The following is a 16,182-nucleotide window of genomic DNA, read 5'->3' as shown; positions in this document are numbered from 1 at the left end:
TCAGCCGGTCAACCCACCCGGATCCGCCGGGTCACCCGGCATCGGACGGACGGCCAGGCGGGTGAACCACTCGGTCGCGAGGATGCGCCCGCGGGCATCGGCGGGGAGCCGGGAAAGGATTCCGGGCAGCGAGCGGCGGCGTTCCACCTCGCTCCGGTGCGCGGCGATGGCGGCCCATTTCCGGTCCAGCCACGGACGTACGTCGACCGTCGCGGTGACCCGCTCGTCCGGAACGCTGCGTACGGTCTTCCCGACGCCGGCCAGCAACCCGCCCAACTCACCGACGCCCGAGTGCGGATGGGTGGCCAGACAGAGGGAGCCGGGCTGCCAGGGTTCCCCCGCCTCGGGGTGGAGGTGTTCGAGGCCGGCGGCGTGCACGGCCAGCAGGGTGACCCGGTGGGTGTGGACGTGGTCGGGGTGCCCGGTCAGCTGACCGTAGTCGTCGTGGGTGACCACGACGTCGGGCCGGAACGCGCGTACGTGGCGTACGAGCCGCGCCACCGCCTCGTCGAGCGGTGCGTCGATGAACCGCGGCCGCCCCGGCGCCGATTCGGGGACGCGCGCATCGGCGTACTCCAACAGCCTCGGCTCACCGGCGCCCAGCACGTGGAGCGCGTCGGCGAGTTCACCGGCGCGGTGGCTGCCCGGCGTCCAGGTCGCGGTCACGACGGCCGTACGCGCGCCCGAGGCGGCATGGCGGGCGAGAACGCCGCCCGCGAGCAGGGACTCGTCGTCGGGGTGCGCGAAGACCCCCAGCAGGCTCGGCGGCGACCACCTCACGACTCGGCGCCTCGGGCCCGCCGTTCACGCGGTTGTGCACCCAGCGGCTGGGTGACGTCGATCCTGGCCATGGCGTCATCGTAGGGGTGTTCCAGCCGGAGACGCGCAGCCGCGGTGCGGAGCCGTGCAGGTCCGCGGTGCGGTAGGTCGCGGTCAGTGTCGCCGACTCGCCCGGCCAGAGGCTGACCTGGTTGTCGCTCCACCGGACCGGCAGCACCGGACTGCCGTCCGCGCCGACGAGGTGGACGTCGGTGAGCAGGGCGGGGGTGGCGCCCGCGCCCGTGTGCCGTACGGTCACCGTCGTCGTGGACGTCCCCGTGCCGTCCTCCGTCGTCGAGGCGGCCGCGGCGACCGCCGTCTGCGGCATCGAGTTCAGCCCCCGCAGGTCGGCGTAGGAAGTGGTCGGCGTGTAATACCAGTCGCTGTTCTCGTAGTCGAGGACGTCCGCCCGGGTGGAGAGCCAGTAGACGTTGCGGCTCATCTCGCGCCCGGCGCCGTCGGTCAGCAGCAGCCGGACCAGGTACGTGGTGGACAGGCCCGGGACCGACTCCGGCTCCGGGACCGTGAGCGCGGTGCGGCTCGCGCCGTCGCCCGCGACGCTCAGGCCCGTCACCGTCCGGTCGTACCGCTGCGTACCGTCCGGGTCGAAGAGCGTCACCCGCGCCGTCAGGCCGGAGGCCGTGGAGGTCCGGTTGTTGACGACCGATACCGCGCGGTCGTCGTACCCGTACTGGACGTGCAGCGGCTCGTTCGCCTTCTTCGCGCCGAAGTAGGCGCCGCCCTGGTCGAGGAAGCGGTCCACCAACTGCCAGTGCAGGGAGGTCCAGCCGCTGTTGAACATCCAGTAGATGACGCCGGTCGACGGTTCGGAGGCGTCCTTGGCGTTGCGCCCGTAGGCCTCGAACTGCGCGCGTACGCTCTCGTACTGGGAGAGCTGCGCCTTGCGCACGTAGTCGGCGAGGCCGGTCGGGGCGCCGTAGCGGCCGGCCAGCGCGGCGTCGTACAGCCCCAGCGTGGCGAAGGTACGGGAGGGGGAGCGGTGGTACTGGGCGGCGGACGGGTTCTTCCAGAGGGTCTCCAGCTCGGCCGGTGACATCATGCGGCGCAGCGTGTCGAGGGTCGGTACGTCCGGGCCGGCGCTGGTCTCGGAGTTGAAGCCGGTGGCGCCGCCCTCCCGCTTCCCGTACCAGTAGCCGGGCGGCACCCAGTCGTACGGTCCCGTCATCTTCATGCCGGAGCGCCCGGTGATCGGAGCGGAGGCGTTGGAGGCCGCCGGGACCACGGGGGCCGGCCAGTCGGCGGCCCGCAGCGCGTCGACGTAGCCCCGCTCGATCTCCTCGTTCGGCGCGAAGTCACTGCCGATCAGGAAGGAGATCACGCTGGGGTGGTGGCGGAGCCGGGCCGCTTCGGCGGCCATGGAAGCCCGGGCGACGGGGTAGTCGGCATCGTCCCATTCCTCCCCGGCCTCGGTGCCGTTGACCTCACCCTCCCACTTGCTGCAGCACTCCCAGCCGGGCAGCGTCAGGATCCCGTACCGGTCGGCGAGGTCGAAGAACTCGTCGGGCTCGATGTGCCCTTCCAGGCGAAGGGTGTTCAGGCCCAGGTCGAGGGCGTACTTCAGCCGGTCCTCGACGTAGGTGCGGTCCCAGCGCAGGAACGCGTCGGGGGACCAGCCGGCCCCCTTGATCAGCAGCGGGCGGCCGTTGACGCGGTACTGCCGGTCCCCGTCGGCGTTCAGCGGGGCCTGTACGTCGCGGATGCCGAAGGACTGGCGCGCGGTGTCGGAGGGTGCGCCGTTCACGGTCGCGGTCAGGTCGAGCTCGTACAGGGGCTGCTCGCCCATCGCGGCGGGCCACCACACGCGGGGCGCGCCGAGGCGGAGCGCGGGGTGGTCGGCGGGGGAGAAGACCAGCGTCCGCGTCTCGTGCGGGGCCAGGGTGACGGTCCGGCTGACGGCGGCCGGACCCGCGGTGCCGGACACCGTGGTGGTGACGGTGGCGGCCGAGTCGTTGCGCACCTGAGCCTTCACGGTCAGGTCGGCGGAGGCCATCGACGGCACGGCCAGGGCCGTCACCACGTGTGCGTCGCGCAGGGCGACCGGCCCGCCGCGGCGGACCGTGACGTCACGGACGATGCCCATGTTCTCGTCGGGCGGTGGCTGGAGCCAGTCGAGCCAGCTCATGGTGAGCCGCTTCCGCGGATCATTGGGCTGGATCCGGAAGGCAACCGTATTGGTGCCCTCCTTGATCAGGTCGGTCACGTCGAACTCGTGCCGGGTGTACGCGCCGGCGACGTCGGCGGCGGTGGCGATCCGGTGACCGTTGACATACACGTCGGCGGCGGAGATGACCCCGCTGAAGTCCAGATGGGTGCGGGCCGCCGTGTCGGCGACGGTGAAATCGGACCGGTACCACCAGGGCACGTCGAAGTCCGCGGCCGGAATGCGCTGCTGCTGGGTGGAGTAGAAGGGGGTCGGGGTACGCGCCCGCGGCCAGCAGCGCCGCGAGGACGGTGGAGCGTGCCCCGGCCGGATACCAGCCGGTCGCCGGATATCCGGGGCTGGAGACGATGGCCGCCGAGTCGGTGACCTCCGCCGTCGAGCGGATGGCGTACCCGGCCAGGGCCGTTGTACTGCCGGGTGCGGACGCGACGGCGGTGACCGCGGTGACCGCCGTGACCGCCGTGACCTGCCGTCCCGGCCCCCGCCCGGCCCCCGGGCCCGGAGTGGCGGCCGGCTGCGGGGCCGCCATGGACGGGCCGGCGGCGACGGCGAGGGCCAGGCCGAGTGCGGCGAGGCCGAGGCGGTGGAACACGGGGCCTCCCGCGGGCCGGGGGAGAGGGACCTGGTGGGACTTCCCCTGGGGTATATCGGCATTCACCTCGGCGGGGGTGGACGCCACGCCCGATGTGGTCCGACTGCGCCGCCGCCGCGGTAGCAGCGGCCCTGCCCGGTCACCCGCCGGTGGCGAACGGGCCGCCGGAGGCGAAGGCCAGCGCGGCGAACCGCTCGCCCATGCGACGGTGCGTCGCGGCGTCCGGGTGGAGCTGGTCGGGCAGCGGCAGCTCGGCGAAGTCCGCCTCGCCGTAGAGGGCCCGGCCGTCCAGATAGTGCAGGTGAGGGTCCTCGGCCGCCCGCTGCCGCACGATCCGGGCGAGTTCGTCCCGGATGACGCCCAGGGTCAGCTTTCCGGCCGCCCGTTCCGCGGGGTCGCCCGTGGCGCGGAAGCGGATCCGGCCGGCCTTCAGCTCCTCGAAGTCCGGGGCGCTGGGGCCGGGCGTGTCCTCGTGGATGGGGCAGAGGATGGGCGAGACGACCAGGAGCGGAACGGTGGGGTGGCCTTCGCGGACGGTGTCGAGGAAGCCGTGCACCGCCGGGCCGAAGGCGCGCAGCCGCATCACGTCGGTGTTGACGAGGTTGATGCCGATCTTGATGCTGATCAGGTCGGCGGGGGTGTCACGCAACGCCCGGGCGGTGAACGGGTCGAGCAGCGCGCTGCCGCCCAGACCGAGGTTGGTCAGCTCCACACCGCCGAGGAACCCGGCCACGGCCGGCCAGGTCGCGCTGGGGCTCGCCGCGTCGGAGCCGTGGCTGATCGAGCTGCCGTGGTGGACCCACCGCGCGCGGCCCCGGTCCGGCAACGGTTCGACGGGAGCATCGGTGCGCAGGGCGACCAGCTCGGTCGTCTCGTTGTACGGCAGCCAGATCTCCACGTCCTTGAGGCGCTCGGGGAGACCGGCGAACCGGACGGTGCCGACCGGGCCGGTCCGGGTCTCCGCGGAGCCCGTGGCCATGTCGACCGTCAGCAGGTTGCCGCCGGTCACGCAGGCCTGCCCGGCCGGCTGTCCGTCGACGAGGAGGTCGTAGACGCCGTCGGGACGGGGCGGGGCGCCCAGGTACGCGCGCTTGGTGCGCAGCGCGTCCAGCTCGATGACCGTGGCGCGGGTGCGCAGCACCACGCGTACGCCGGAGGGCTGGGCCTCGGCCATGGCCAGTTGACCGTCGTTGCTCTGGGCGCGGGCCCGGGCGGGCAGCCGGTGCGGCAGTACGCCGTGGGCGGTCCGCTCCAGGTCGAGGGCGCCGCGCAGGAGGTCGGCGGTGATGGGGGTGGTGATCCAGTGGGGTGCGGTACTCACGGTTCCAGCCTGTTGATCTGAGTCTTCTGAGTGGTCTGAATGGTCTGAACGGACCAGGCGGTCTACGTGGTCCGGGCCGTCGGACCCGGTTCGCCGGCGGGCGCGGGCCAGTTCCGCAGCAGGGCGTCGAGGGCGTCGAGGACCCGTGACCAGGATTCCTGTGCGTCGGGGGCGCTGTGGCTGAAGCTCCCGCCCAGCTCCAGGCTGACGTAGCCGTGGAAGACGCTGCCCAGGAGCCGGACGGCGTGGGTCTGGTCGGGTTCTGTCAGGTCGTAGCCGCGCAGGATCGCCCGGGTCATCTGTGCGTGCCTGACGCCCGCGCTGGCGGCCGCGTCCTGCGGGCTGAGCTTCAGCTGGGCCGCGGCGTAGCGGCCGGGGTGCTCCTTGGCGTAGTCGCGGTAGACGTTCGCGAACGCGGTCAGGGCGTCCTTGCCGGCCCGCCCCGCGAGTGCCGCGGCCACCCGGTCGGCGAGTTCCTCCAGGGCGAGGAGGGCGATCCGGGTCTTGAGGTCCTGGGAGTTCTTCACGTGCGAGTACAGGCTCGCCACCTTGACGTCGAAGTGCCGGGCGAGCGCCGAGACGGTCACCTGGTCGAAGCCGACCTCGTCGGCGAGCTCCGCCCCCGCCCGGGTCAGTCGTTCCGTGGTCAGTCCTACGCGCGCCATCAGCATCCTCCCCGTAGCCTATATCCATTATTAAGTTGCCTAAAGCTTTTAGGCAAGCTGGCGTGTGGCCTGCGACGTGTGCCATCCCGGCTTGGGCGCGCTCGCCGGAACCTATCGGGGGACAATCGGCCCATGACCGGCGCAGAGCTGTCATCGGACCACCCGCACTCCCCCGGCGAGGGGCGCTACGGCGAGCGGGTCTTCCGGCCCGACGAGGGAGGCGAGGGCGACAGGATCGACCTCGGAGCCCTCACCTACGACGCGACGACCCTGGCCCGACTGAAGCTGCTGGGTGTGGGGCCGGGCTGGAACTGCCTGGACGTGGGCGCCGGAACCGGCACGGTGGCGCGCCGCCTGCTGGACGAAGCGGGCGTGGAGACGGTCCTCGCCGTGGACCGCGACGTACGGTTCCTCGCGGCGCACCCCGTTCCCGGACTGACGGTGCTGCAGGGGGACGTCACCTCCGACGATTTCGCCCCGGGCCTGTTCCAACTGGTCCACGCCCGGTTCGTACTCATGCACCTGCCGTCCCCGCAGCACATGGTCGCCAAGCTGAGCGGACTGCTCGCCCCCGGTGGCGTACTGGTCGTCAGCGACGCCGTCGACCTCACCACCGCCTCGGCGCCCGTCACCCCGTACACCCGCGCCATGCGGGCCATGTGGGAGGGGCTGCGCGTCAGCATCGGCACCGACGTGTCACGGGTGCCGGGCCATCCCGAGCTGCTGCGCGAGGCCGGGCTGGAATCGGTGGCGGCCGAGATCCACGTACCACCGCTGCTGCCGGGCAGCGCGATCAGCAGGTTCTGGGCGCAGACCTGGGAGCGGGCACGGGAGGCCATGGTCGGCACCGGCATCGTCGACGACGGACAGCTCGATGAGGCCGTGCGTTACCTGGAGTCCCCCCGGTGCACCGGCCTGTCACCGGGCATGCTCACGGCCTGGGGGTGGAAGGGCTGGGCGCCCACGGGTGCGTGATCCTCGGGCAGGATGTGCAGATGCAGGTGCAGACGACCACGGAGCTGGTAGTGAGGGCGGCCAGGCTGGCCGGGCCGGCCGGGCCGACGGCGGGACCGGCGGGACCGGCGGGACCGGCCGTACGGGGCAGCCGGCGGATCCTGGGCATCGCCGGGCCACCGGGGGCCGGGAAATCGACGCTGGCCGCCCGGCTCGCCGAAGCGCTCGGGCCGGAGACGGCCGTGGTGGTCCCGATGGACGGGTTCCACCTCGCCCAGGCCGAGCTGGCCCGGGTGGGTCTGGCCGACCGCAAGGGCGCCCCGGAGACCTTCGACGTGGCCGGGTACGTCTCGCTGCTGCGCCGCCTGCGCGCGTCCGACGGGGCCACGGTGTACGCACCCGCCTTCGACCGCTCCCTGGAAGAGCCGATCGCGGGCAGCATCCCCGTGCACCCGGCCGTACCGCTGGTGATCACCGAGGGGAACTACCTGCTGCACGACGCGGGGGAGTGGGCGTCGGTACGACCCCTGCTGGACGAGGCCTGGTACCTCGCCCCGGACGAGGAACTGCGCGTCCGGCGCCTGGTCGACCGGCACGTACGCCACGGCAAGGAGCCGGCGTACGCACGCGAGTGGGTGACCCGCTCGGACGAGGCGAACGCCCGGCTCGTCGCGCCGGGCCGACACCGCGCCGACCTCGTCCTCGACACCGGCTGAGGCCGACACCCCACCCGAACCGCCCGCCCCGCAGCCATCGGCCAGGCCAGGCCAGGCCAGGCTCGGCAGGGCGCACCCTCGTGCAGGACCATGGTTCCGTGCGCGAAACGGCGATCATCGAGGCACCGTCCGTGCTCGGGCTGCGGCCCTCCGGCGTCCAGGACCTGCCCTCGGCCCTGCTCGCTGCCGGTCTGGCGGACCACCCCGGCACGGTGCGCGCCGGCCGGGTCGAGCCACCGGCGTACGACCCGCGACGGGACCCCGACACCCAGGTCCTCAACCCCGCCGGCATCGCCCGGTACTCCGTCCGGCTGGCCGACGCCGTGGGCGCCGTCCTCGAAGAGGGCCGCTTTCCCGTCGTCCTCGGCGGCGACTGCAGCATCCTGCTCGGCAACCTCCTCGCCCTGCGCCGCCGAGGCCGCCACGGACTGCTGTTCCTCGACGGCCACACCGACTTCTACCAGCCCTCGGCGGAGCCGACCGGCGAGGCGGCCTCGATGGAACTCGCCCTCGCCACCGGCCGCGGCCCCCGGCTGCTCACCGACCTCGAAGGCCGCGGGCCCCTGCTGCGCGACGAGGACGTCGTCGCCTTCGGATTCCGCGACGCCGCCGAGTCCCGCGTGGCCGGGATGCAACCGCTGCCGCCCCGGCTCCATGCGGTCGACCTCGACGCCGTGCGCGCGGCCGGCGCCGCCACCGCCGCGCGTGCCGCGATCAGCCGCCTCACGCACGACGAGAGCGCCGGCTACTGGGTCCACCTCGACGTCGACGTCCTGGACGACGCGATCATGCCCGCCGTCGACTACCGCATCCCCGGCGGGCTGACCTGGGCAGAGCTGGAGAGCGTGCTGCGCACGGCACTGGCCGACGAACGGGCCGCCGGCTTCGACGTCACGATCTTCAATCCCGGCCTCGACCCCGACGGGACCATCGCGGCGCGGCTCACCGCCTGCCTGCGCCGAGGACTGGCGGCGCGGACCGGGACCGGCCACACGCCGTGAACCGGCTCCGGCTCGTACGGATGCAGGAATAGCCGTGCAGGCCGGGGGCGTTGGAGGCGAAGATCGTAGTCGTTCCCCCGTACCCGGGGGGTCGAAGAACCGGAGCAGACATGCAGACCGAGACGCCCCGTGGCGCAGACCGCTCGTTCCTCTTCGTCCTCGGCAGCTCCCGCGCGGACGGCAACACCGAGATGCTCGCGCGGGCGGCGGCCGAACAACTGCCCGCTGAAATACCGCGGCGCTGGGTGGACCTGGCCCAGCTGCCACTGCCCGATTTCGATGACAGGCGGCACGACAGCGAGTTCCGGACCGTCCACGAGAACGAGGAACTGCTGCGCCAGGCCACCCTGGAGGCCACGGACATCGTCATCGCCTCACCCCTGTACTGGTACTCGCTCTCCGCGCCCACCAAGCGCTACCTCGACTACTGGTCGGGCTGGCTGACAGCGCCCGGCTCGGACTTCAGGCAGCGGATGGCGGGCCGGACCCTGTGGGGGGTGACGGTCATGTCCGAGCGCGACGAGGTCGTCGCCGACGGCCTGGTGACGAGTCTCAACAACTCGGCGGCCTACATGCGGATGCGGTTCGGCGGGGTGCTGTTCGGCAACGGCTCGCGCCCCGGGCAGGTGAAGAACGACGAACGCGCGATGGTCCGCGCCAAGACGTTCTTCCACGGCGAGACCCCGCTCGCCCGCTTCCCGTACGAGGAGGAGCCCGCGGGTCGGTAGCACCACCGGCCGCGGCCTCCGCGTCCGCCGCACCCGCCGCGTGCGGCCGTCCGGACCCGTGGGATCCGGGCGGCCGCCGCGCGGTTGCACCGTTCACCGTGCCCCCCCCGCGGCCCGGCCCGGCTCGGCCGGAGGGGTACTTCCGGGTGCGGCTCCGCGAGGCGTTCGGGAAACTGACCGTGCGGCACGGCACCGTACGGGCTGGACGACGGACCGCGGAGCTGGAGATGATCGGCACGGTGCCTGATGCCTGACCCGGCAGTGGTGGAACCTGCCCGGCCGGCGCGCCGCGACTGGCGCCATGGCCTGCTGCCGCCTGTCGTCGCATGGCTGATCGCGAACCTCGTCACCTGGACGGTCGCGAAGGCATCGATCGCCGGCGACGGATCCACGGTGGTGTATTGGTCCACAGGCGGCCGCAGCCGCTGGGATTCCGCCCACTACCTGTCCATTGCCGAGACCGGCTACGAAATGTTCTGGTGCCGGGAGCGCTATCCGAACTTCCGCGACGTCATGTGCGGAAACGTCGCCTGGTTTCCCGGGTATCCCATGGCGGTCCGGGCGGTTTCCGCCACCGGGCTTTCCTATGAGCTGTCCGCCGTGGTCGTCACCGAAGTGTCCCTGCTCGGCATGTTCGCGCTCTTGTGGTGGTTGCTCGGCGCCCGGCTCACCTGGGCCACGGGACTCACCCTGGCCATCGGTACGGTGTTCCCGGGCGGCGTCTACCTCCATGCCGTGTTCCCCATCGCCACCGGAACGCTGGCGCTGCTCGTCTGCGTCGCCGGAGTGAAACGCGGCTCCTGGATACTCGCTGCCGCCGGCGGTTTCGTCGCGGCCTCCTGTTATCCCGTCGGCGCCGTCGCCGTCGGCATGCTGCTGTTGAGCGCGTTCTTCGCGTGGCGCAGGGACACCTGGCCGATTCGGTTCGCGAAAGCCGGGTCGGCAGCGGCCCTCGCAGGCTGTGGCGTGCTCTGGGCCAAATGGCTGATGTGGCAGGCGACGGGCCACTGGGACGCGTACGAGATCCTCCAGGCATCCAGTTACGGGCAAGGAGGGCTGCACCAGCCCTTCGCCGCGATCGCGGACGCCTACGACTTCCCGTTCCGTGACTGGTACACACCCAAGGGACACCTGCCGTGGCTGGTGGAGCACGCTCTCGCCGCCCACAGGACCCAGCTGTGGCTGAACGTCGTCTTCGTGCTGCTCGTGCTGGCGACGGCCGCCGTTGTCCTCATCCGTCACCGTCGACTGGAGGTCGAGGAATGGGCCGCCTTGACCTTGACGGTGGCCATCTTCCTGGTGCCGTTCTTCGCGGGCGCCGAAATGTCGTGGTACCGAAACCACGCGCAGATGTTCGTCGGGCTCCTCCTGGTCAGGCGCATGTCCCTGTTCGTCCAAGTGCCGCTGCTGGTGCTCTGCGCCGGCCAGTACGCCCTTCTGGGCGCGATGTTCTTCTCCGGGGTGCTGGTGTGAGCGACTGGCCTACTGCTGTTCCTCGCCCGTGTCGCGGGCGACGTAATAGGTGGGCCGGGCCTGCACGGCCGTGTAGATCCGGGCCACGTACTCGCCGAGCATGCCCACGCAGAACAGCTGAACAGCCCCGAAGAACAGGATCGTGGTGATCAAGGACGTCCAGCCGGGCAGGGTGCTTCCCGTGGCGTAGACGACGAGGGTCCACGTGAGGAACCCGAGGCAGATGACGAGGCTGAAAGCGCCGAGCGCCGTGGCCAGGCGCAGGGGGACCGCCGAGAAGCTGGTGATGCTGTCCAATGCCAGGAGGACCATCTTGTGCAGGGGGTATTTGGTGGTGCCCGCCACCCGCTCCGCGCGCTGGTAGGTGACCTGACCGCTGGGGAAGCCGAGCCAGGGGATGAGGAGGCGGTAGATCCGCTGCTGCTCGGGGAGGGCCTTGAGGGTCTCCACCACGGGGCGGGTCAGCAGCCGGAAGTCGCCGGCCTCGGCGGGGACGTAGGAGCCGGCCAGACGGCGCATGAGCCAGTAGTAGCCCGCGGCGGTCCGGCGTTTGAAGCCGGTGTCGGTGGAGCGGTCCGTGCGGACGCCGTAGACGACGTCCAGGCCGTCCGCCCGGGCGAGGGCGAGCATGTCGGGAATGACCTCCGGCGGGTCCTGGAGGTCTGCGTCCATGCTGATCACGTACGCACCGCGGGCGCGGTGCAGGCCGGCCGTAAGGGCCGCCTGGTGGCCGCTGTTGCGCCGGAGGGCCACGATGCGCAGCTGGGGCCAGGTGGTGCGCAGGTCTTCCAGCAGCCGGGGGGTCTTGTCGGTCGAGCCGTCGTCGACGGCGAGGACCTCGTACGGTTCGTCGCACCCGTCCAGGACCGGCCGGAGCCGCCCCACCAGAACAGGCAGGACCTCCTCCTCGTTGAAGATCGGGATAATGATCGACAGAGAGATCGATCCCCTGTGTGGGTCATGCACAGCACTCATGATGCGTGAACCGCCTGGTGGCGGCACTTCGAGACACCCGAGTGCCGCAGGGCCGCCGCGCCGCCGGCGTGGGCTCGGGCAAGGCATCCCGCGACCGCTGTTAGGGTGACGTGTGCCCGTCAAGACGGGCTGATTTCGGTCACTGATATTTCAACGGGGTAGAACGTGAAGCTTCGCCATGTCCGCGCGGTCGCCGTCTTCGGCATTGCGATCGTCGCACTCACCGGAGCCCGTGGCTCCCACGGCGCCAGCTGCGGCGGCAGCCACGGCTCGAGCCACAGCAGCTCCAGCGGGGGCACCACCGGTGGCACCGGGGGCAGCGACAGTAGCAGCACCAGCACGAGCGGCAGCAGCACGTCCGGCGGTACGTCCGTCACCGGCGGTTCCAGCAGCAAGAACAAGGCCGAGCGCGACATCAGGATCGACAGCTGCAAGCTGGACGACTCGGGCAAGAACCTGGTCGCCCGGCTCACCGTCACCAACAGCGGTTCGGTGGACTACATCTACAACATCACCATGAAGTTCAGCGGGGACACCACCTCGACCGCGACCTCCGCCCAGGCCAGGGTGAGCGCACTCACCGTCAAGGCGGGTGCGTCCGCACAGGCCGAGGCCAAGACCGCGTACACCGGTAGGGGCGACGGCAGCGAGTACAAGAAGTGCTCCGTCGACAGCGCGACCAAGAGCGCCCTCTGACGCAGCGCCCGGCCCCGTCGGTGAACCACCGGCGGGGCCGTGCCGTTCCGGGGCAGCGTGCCGGGTGCGCGCCCGGCACGGCCGTCCTCGTACGGGCTACGGGGGCGCCGGCGAGCCGGTGACGGCCGCGAGGGGGTCGACGAGGGCGGAGTCGTTCGGCGGACGGTCGGGCCGGCGGGCGCTGACGTGGCCGTCGGGCCGGACGAGCAGTGCTGCGTCCGGGAACAGGCCGCAGAACTCCGCGTGCTCTTCGGCAAGCGGCCTGGGCCCCGTCCCGACCCGGCCAGGAGATCTGCCCGATCTCCAGCAGCGGCCTACGGTTCACACGCGGCCCGGCTCATGGCGGCGACAACGCGGTCACGAGCGGGCCGCCCCGCACGAAGGGCCGGCCGCAGGCTGTCTGGACGGCCGAGCGGCCGCGTCGGGAACAGCCGGGCAGGTCGGCGCGGTTGCACCGACCGAGGGACCGGCGCCGCACGGGCGGAACACGGAGACCACAAGGTCGTCCGCCCCACCAAACCCGGGCCCTCACGATCGCGGCACGCCTGCCGCGCACTCGGACCAAGAAGTACTTCTGCAGGAGGACTGTTTCATGACTGACCGGCCCTTGACGCTCATGGCAGTGCACGCCCACCCCGACGATGAGGCCACCGGAACCGGAGGGGTCCTCGCGCGCTACGCGGCGGAAGGTATCCGCACGGTTCTCGTGACGTGTACCGACGGCCGTTGCGGTGACGGACCGGGCGGCGTCAAGCCGGGTGACCCCGGGCACGATCCGGCGGCCGTCGCCTTGATGCGCCGTCAAGAACTCGAGGCGAGCTGTGACGTCCTGAAGGTCAGCGATCTGGAGATGCTGGACTATGCCGACTCCGGGATGATGGGCTGGCCGAGCAACGAAGCCCCTGGATCCTTCTGGCAGACCCCCGTGGAGGAAGGCGCCGCCCGGCTTGCGGAGCTCATGCGGCACTACCGACCCGATGTGGTCGTCACCTACGACGAGAACGGCTTCTACGGCCACCCCGACCACATCCAGGCACACCGCATCACGATGGCGGCGCTGGAGATGACCGAGCTGACACCGAAGGTGTACTGGACGACGATGCCCCGCTCGGGGATGCAGCGGTTCGGGGAGATCATGCGCGAGTTTCACGAGGACATGCCGGAGCCGGATCCTGCCGAGGCCGCTGCGATGGCCGAGATCGGTCTCCCCGACGATGAGATCTCCACGTGGGTGGACACCACCGCGTTCAGCGGTCAGAAGTTCGACGCGCTGGCCGCGCACGCCAGTCAGGGCGAGAACATCTTCTTCCTCAGGATGGGCAAGGAGAGGTTCGGCGAACTGATGGGCACGGAGACCTTCGTACGTGTCAAGGACGCCACCGGCGCGGCCGTACCCGAGAACGACCTCTTCGCCGGACTGCGCTGATCCTCCCGTCCGACCGGGGCCCAGCCAAGGCTCGTCGGCCGGCCTGGCTCGATCGTGCGGTCTGGGCGCTCCCGGCTGCCGGCGGCTTCCTGCGGGAGCGGTGGGCTGGTATCGCTCCCGACCTCTCCGGGCATAGGGCAGCCGTCGGCTTCGCCCGGGATTCCGGCCCGACCGTGTGCCCCGCTCATCGGCTCGGGCGACGAAGGCACGCCTGGGGCCGGACCGCGTCGTGGCGGCCGCCCATGCTGTGGCGGGCTGTACGGTCGTGCGCGTCCGGCGGATTCTAGCTGCCGGCGCCGTGCCGCCCAGGCACTGGCCTTCCCGGCCGCAACCAACGAGGTGCGCACAGCGGCCGCATCGCCAGCGGCCGCATCGCGCCGGCGGGGGATCGAGAGCATGCCTACTGAGGATTTCAGGCTGGAGTCGGTGGGTTGATGGGGGCCGGCAGCCTGGTCCCCGGCGTGACCGTGGGCGAGGACCTCGCCCCGCACCGGGCGAGCGCGGCCCGGCCGGCCACCGCCGCCGGACCGACCCCGGCGGGCAACGGGATCCCGGTCTCCGGTGGAGTCCCGGCGCGCCCCGCCACGACGGGCGGCGCCGCGGCCGCTCCCGCCTTCGGGACGTCCTCCGCCGGGCGGGGCCGCCCGACCACGTCCTCGGGCTGAACCGCTCCGCTGCGCGACGGGGCGGCCTCGGCCGGGCGGAGCCGGGGGCGCGCGAAAGCCCGCATTGTGGCAGACGCGGGCGCGGGGGTCATGCCACGCGTTCCCGGGGCATGACCCCCGGATGCCGCGGGTGGACTAATGAGGGCAACGAACCGGGCGGAACCGCCGCCCATCCCACCCCGAAGGAGGACAGCCATGGCTGCCCTGATCCCCCTCCGCAAGTCGCTCCTCATCGCCGCCTCCGCCGTCGCCGCGCTCCTCAGCGCCGGATCGGCCCAGGCCGCGTCGAGCTCCGCCCACCTGGCCAACGATCCCTCCGGGGCGAAGGTGCAACGCAGCAGCACGCTCGGAGGGTCGGACCACTCCAGTGCGTATTACTACTACTACGTACAGGCGCGGTAGCAGATGCTGTCTTCCCGTGTGCCGCCCGGCCCCTCGGGGGCCGGGCGGTACGGCAACCGGCGCGCGTTCGAGCGGGACCACCTCGGTTTCCTCCTCGACCAGCAGCAGTACGGCGACCTGGTCCGCTTCGACGACGACCTGTACATCGTGAACTCGCCCGCCCTGGCGGAGGAGGTCCTCAAGCACACCAACACCACCTACGGCATCTCCAGCGACCTGCTGGGCGAGGCGACCGACGGAAGCCGCGCCTCCGAAGACCTGGCCCTGTGGATGCGGGCCCGCAGCCTGGCGGGACGCGGCCTGAACCGGACCAGCATGCGCGCCGCCCGGGACAGCCTCGCGTCGACCGTCGTCCGCCACGCGGACACCTGGCACGCACGCGGCAGGATCGAAGCGATCCCCGCACTGGAAGACCTCACCGCCCACCTGATCGCCGAGTTCTGCCTCGGGCCCGAGACCGGCGACGTCCCCGACCTCTTGGCCCGCCTGCAGGACGCGCTGCTGCCCCCCACACTGCCCCTGCCGGCCCGCTGGCACGCGCTGCGCCGACGCCGCCTCCAGCGCGCCGGCCGCGACCTAGCCGACGAAGTCTCCTCCCTGATACGCCGGCGGCGTACGACGAGGCGGGACGACTCGCCCTCCGTGGTCGCGGACCTCCTGAACACCGCGTGCGACGAAGGCGCCCTCACCCACGAGGGCGCGACCAGCGTCATCGTCGCCAACCTCTTCGCCGCCCACGAGACCACCGCCGCCGCGCTCGCCTGGCTGCTCCTCCTCCTCGACCGGCACCCGGAAGTCCGTCGGCGGGTACGGGACGAGGCCGACCGGGAACTCGCCGGCGCGCTCCCCACCGCGGCCGACGTGCCCCGGCTGGCCGTCACCGAAGCCGTCGTGAAGGAGACCCTGCGCCTCTACCCCCCGCTCTGGTTCCTCCAGCGGACCATCGAGGAACCCACCGAACTCGCCGGCTACCCCCTGCGCCCCGGCCAGAAGGTCGCCGTCAGCCCCTTCGTCCTCCACCGCGACCCCCGCCACTACCACCGGCCCACCACGTTCGACCCGGACCGCTGGACCGACCGCGCCGCCAACCCGCTGCCCAAGTACGCGTTCATGCCGTTCGGCGGAGGGCCGCGCAACTGCCTCGGAACCCACTTCGCCACCACCGCCATGACCATCGTCACCGCAACCCTCACCCCCCACTACGAGGTCACCCGATCACCCGGCACGACACCCGTCTTCCACACGCGCACCATCCTCCAGCCCCACGACCTCACCCTCGACGTCTCGGTCCGTCCCCACCCACCCGGCGACCGGCCCGGCGACCACCGGCCCGCTGCGGACCCACAGCCCGAAGACCACCGGGCAGCCCGGTGTCCGTTTACCGCCAACACCCCCGCCGCACCGTGACGGACCGGCGTTCCCGCCTCCTCGTCCGGCTTGCTCCGGGCCCGGGGCCGGTGTAGTCCGGTACTGAGGTTTTCAGGGTGGGGTCGGTGGGTCGATGGCCAGATGTGTGGCCGTGAGGCAGCCGTCGACCAAGTGGGGTCGGAGTTGGATTCTGCGTAAC

Annotated in this window: 14 protein-coding genes and 1 pseudogene; 10 read left to right on the top strand and 5 right to left on the bottom strand. The window is 71.9% G+C overall.

The features are described from left to right. The 4 genes and pseudogenes from IF88_RS0116240 to IF88_RS0116225 all read right to left on the bottom strand — a co-directional run bounded on the left by IF88_RS0116240 (window position 1) and on the right by IF88_RS0116225 (window position 5,579). The gene (locus IF88_RS0116240) at window positions 1–780 is read right to left on the bottom strand and encodes a PIG-L deacetylase family protein (RefSeq protein WP_051836973.1); all 780 of its coding nucleotides are present in this window, start codon (window positions 778–780) and stop codon (window positions 1–3) included. Between the two features lie 73 nt (window positions 781–853). Continuing rightward, window positions 854–3,530: pseudogene (locus IF88_RS40370) on the bottom strand (glycoside hydrolase family 2 protein); the annotation flags it as partial. 202 nt (window positions 3,531–3,732) lie between these two features. Beyond that, on the bottom strand, window positions 3,733–4,914 hold the full coding sequence (locus tag IF88_RS0116230) for a GDSL-type esterase/lipase family protein (protein ID WP_030711803.1): 1,182 nt from the start codon (window positions 4,912–4,914) through the stop codon (window positions 3,733–3,735). Between the two features lie 62 nt (window positions 4,915–4,976). Continuing rightward, entirely contained in the window at window positions 4,977–5,579 is a 603-nt protein-coding gene (locus IF88_RS0116225) for a TetR/AcrR family transcriptional regulator (RefSeq protein WP_030711801.1), read from the bottom strand. A 132-nt stretch (window positions 5,580–5,711) separates the two neighbouring features. On the opposite strand from IF88_RS0116225, the gene IF88_RS0116220 reads away from it, so the two are divergent. The 5 genes from IF88_RS0116220 (at window position 5,712) to IF88_RS0116195 (ending at window position 10,451) form a co-directional block, all read left to right on the top strand. After that, entirely contained in the window at window positions 5,712–6,554 is an 843-nt protein-coding gene (locus tag IF88_RS0116220; protein WP_199808084.1) for a class I SAM-dependent methyltransferase, read from the top strand. Between the two features lie 20 nt (window positions 6,555–6,574). Next, on the top strand, window positions 6,575–7,249 hold the full coding sequence (locus IF88_RS0116215; RefSeq protein WP_078892944.1) for a nucleoside/nucleotide kinase family protein: 675 nt from the start codon (window positions 6,575–6,577) through the stop codon (window positions 7,247–7,249). Window positions 7,250–7,347: 98 nt separating this feature from the next. Then, entirely contained in the window at window positions 7,348–8,250 is a 903-nt protein-coding gene (locus IF88_RS0116210; RefSeq protein WP_030711794.1) for an arginase family protein, read from the top strand. 110 nt (window positions 8,251–8,360) lie between these two features. Next, window positions 8,361–8,978, top strand: coding sequence for a flavodoxin family protein (locus IF88_RS0116205; RefSeq protein ID WP_030711791.1), 618 nt, complete (start codon window positions 8,361–8,363; stop codon window positions 8,976–8,978). A gap of 246 nt (window positions 8,979–9,224) precedes the next feature. Continuing rightward, window positions 9,225–10,451, top strand: coding sequence for a hypothetical protein (locus tag IF88_RS0116195; RefSeq protein ID WP_158754395.1), 1,227 nt, complete (start codon window positions 9,225–9,227; stop codon window positions 10,449–10,451). A 9-nt stretch (window positions 10,452–10,460) separates the two neighbouring features. Here the strand turns inward: IF88_RS0116195 and IF88_RS0116190 are convergent, their stop codons facing one another. Next, window positions 10,461–11,426: a glycosyltransferase family 2 protein gene (locus IF88_RS0116190; RefSeq protein WP_030711786.1), complete on the bottom strand. Its 966-nt coding sequence runs from the start codon at window positions 11,424–11,426 to the stop codon at window positions 10,461–10,463. A 165-nt stretch (window positions 11,427–11,591) separates the two neighbouring features. Here IF88_RS0116190 and IF88_RS0116185 point away from each other — a divergent pair, with 165 nt between their 5' ends. The 5 genes from IF88_RS0116185 (at window position 11,592) to IF88_RS0116165 (ending at window position 16,022) form a co-directional block, all read left to right on the top strand. Then, window positions 11,592–12,122: a hypothetical protein gene (locus IF88_RS0116185; RefSeq protein WP_030711783.1), complete on the top strand. Its 531-nt coding sequence runs from the start codon at window positions 11,592–11,594 to the stop codon at window positions 12,120–12,122. Between the two features lie 592 nt (window positions 12,123–12,714). Beyond that, entirely contained in the window at window positions 12,715–13,548 is an 834-nt protein-coding gene (locus IF88_RS0116180; RefSeq protein ID WP_030711780.1) for a PIG-L family deacetylase, read from the top strand. Window positions 13,549–13,982: 434 nt separating this feature from the next. Then, entirely contained in the window at window positions 13,983–14,213 is a 231-nt protein-coding gene (locus tag IF88_RS0116175; protein ID WP_030711777.1) for a hypothetical protein, read from the top strand. Window positions 14,214–14,408: 195 nt separating this feature from the next. Then, on the top strand, window positions 14,409–14,615 hold the full coding sequence (locus IF88_RS0116170) for a hypothetical protein (RefSeq protein ID WP_030711774.1): 207 nt from the start codon (window positions 14,409–14,411) through the stop codon (window positions 14,613–14,615). 3 nt (window positions 14,616–14,618) lie between these two features. After that, window positions 14,619–16,022, top strand: a complete 1,404-nt coding sequence (locus tag IF88_RS0116165; RefSeq protein WP_030711769.1) for a cytochrome P450 — start codon at window positions 14,619–14,621, stop codon at window positions 16,020–16,022. Window positions 16,023–16,182 lie beyond the last annotated feature (160 nt).

Origin of the sequence: Streptomyces sp. NRRL F-2580 (assembly GCF_000720115.1) — a bacterium.
Lineage (GTDB): Bacteria > Actinomycetota > Actinomycetes > Streptomycetales > Streptomycetaceae > Streptomyces.
The sequence above is the reverse complement of the archived record's forward strand: the minus strand, read 5'-3'. Positions and strand labels throughout refer to the sequence as shown.

Bases quoted from the DNA above. Each gene is read 5' to 3' on its own strand.
- IF88_RS0116225 (WP_030711801.1), bottom strand. From the start codon at position 5,579: ATGGCGCGCGTAGGACTGACCACGGAACGACTGACCCGGGCGGGGGCG.
- IF88_RS0116220 (WP_199808084.1), top strand. From the start codon at position 5,712: ATGACCGGCGCAGAGCTGTCATCGGACCACCCGCACTCCCCCGGCGAG.
- IF88_RS0116215 (WP_078892944.1), top strand. From the start codon at position 6,575: ATGCAGGTGCAGACGACCACGGAGCTGGTAGTGAGGGCGGCCAGGCTG.
- IF88_RS0116205 (WP_030711791.1), top strand. From the start codon at position 8,361: ATGCAGACCGAGACGCCCCGTGGCGCAGACCGCTCGTTCCTCTTCGTC.
- IF88_RS0116195 (WP_158754395.1), top strand. From the start codon at position 9,225: ATGCCTGACCCGGCAGTGGTGGAACCTGCCCGGCCGGCGCGCCGCGAC.
- IF88_RS0116190 (WP_030711786.1), bottom strand. From the start codon at position 11,426: ATGAGTGCTGTGCATGACCCACACAGGGGATCGATCTCTCTGTCGATC.
- IF88_RS0116180 (WP_030711780.1), top strand. From the start codon at position 12,715: ATGACTGACCGGCCCTTGACGCTCATGGCAGTGCACGCCCACCCCGAC.
- IF88_RS0116175 (WP_030711777.1), top strand. From the start codon at position 13,983: ATGGGGGCCGGCAGCCTGGTCCCCGGCGTGACCGTGGGCGAGGACCTC.
- IF88_RS0116170 (WP_030711774.1), top strand. From the start codon at position 14,409: ATGGCTGCCCTGATCCCCCTCCGCAAGTCGCTCCTCATCGCCGCCTCC.
- IF88_RS0116165 (WP_030711769.1), top strand. From the start codon at position 14,619: ATGCTGTCTTCCCGTGTGCCGCCCGGCCCCTCGGGGGCCGGGCGGTAC.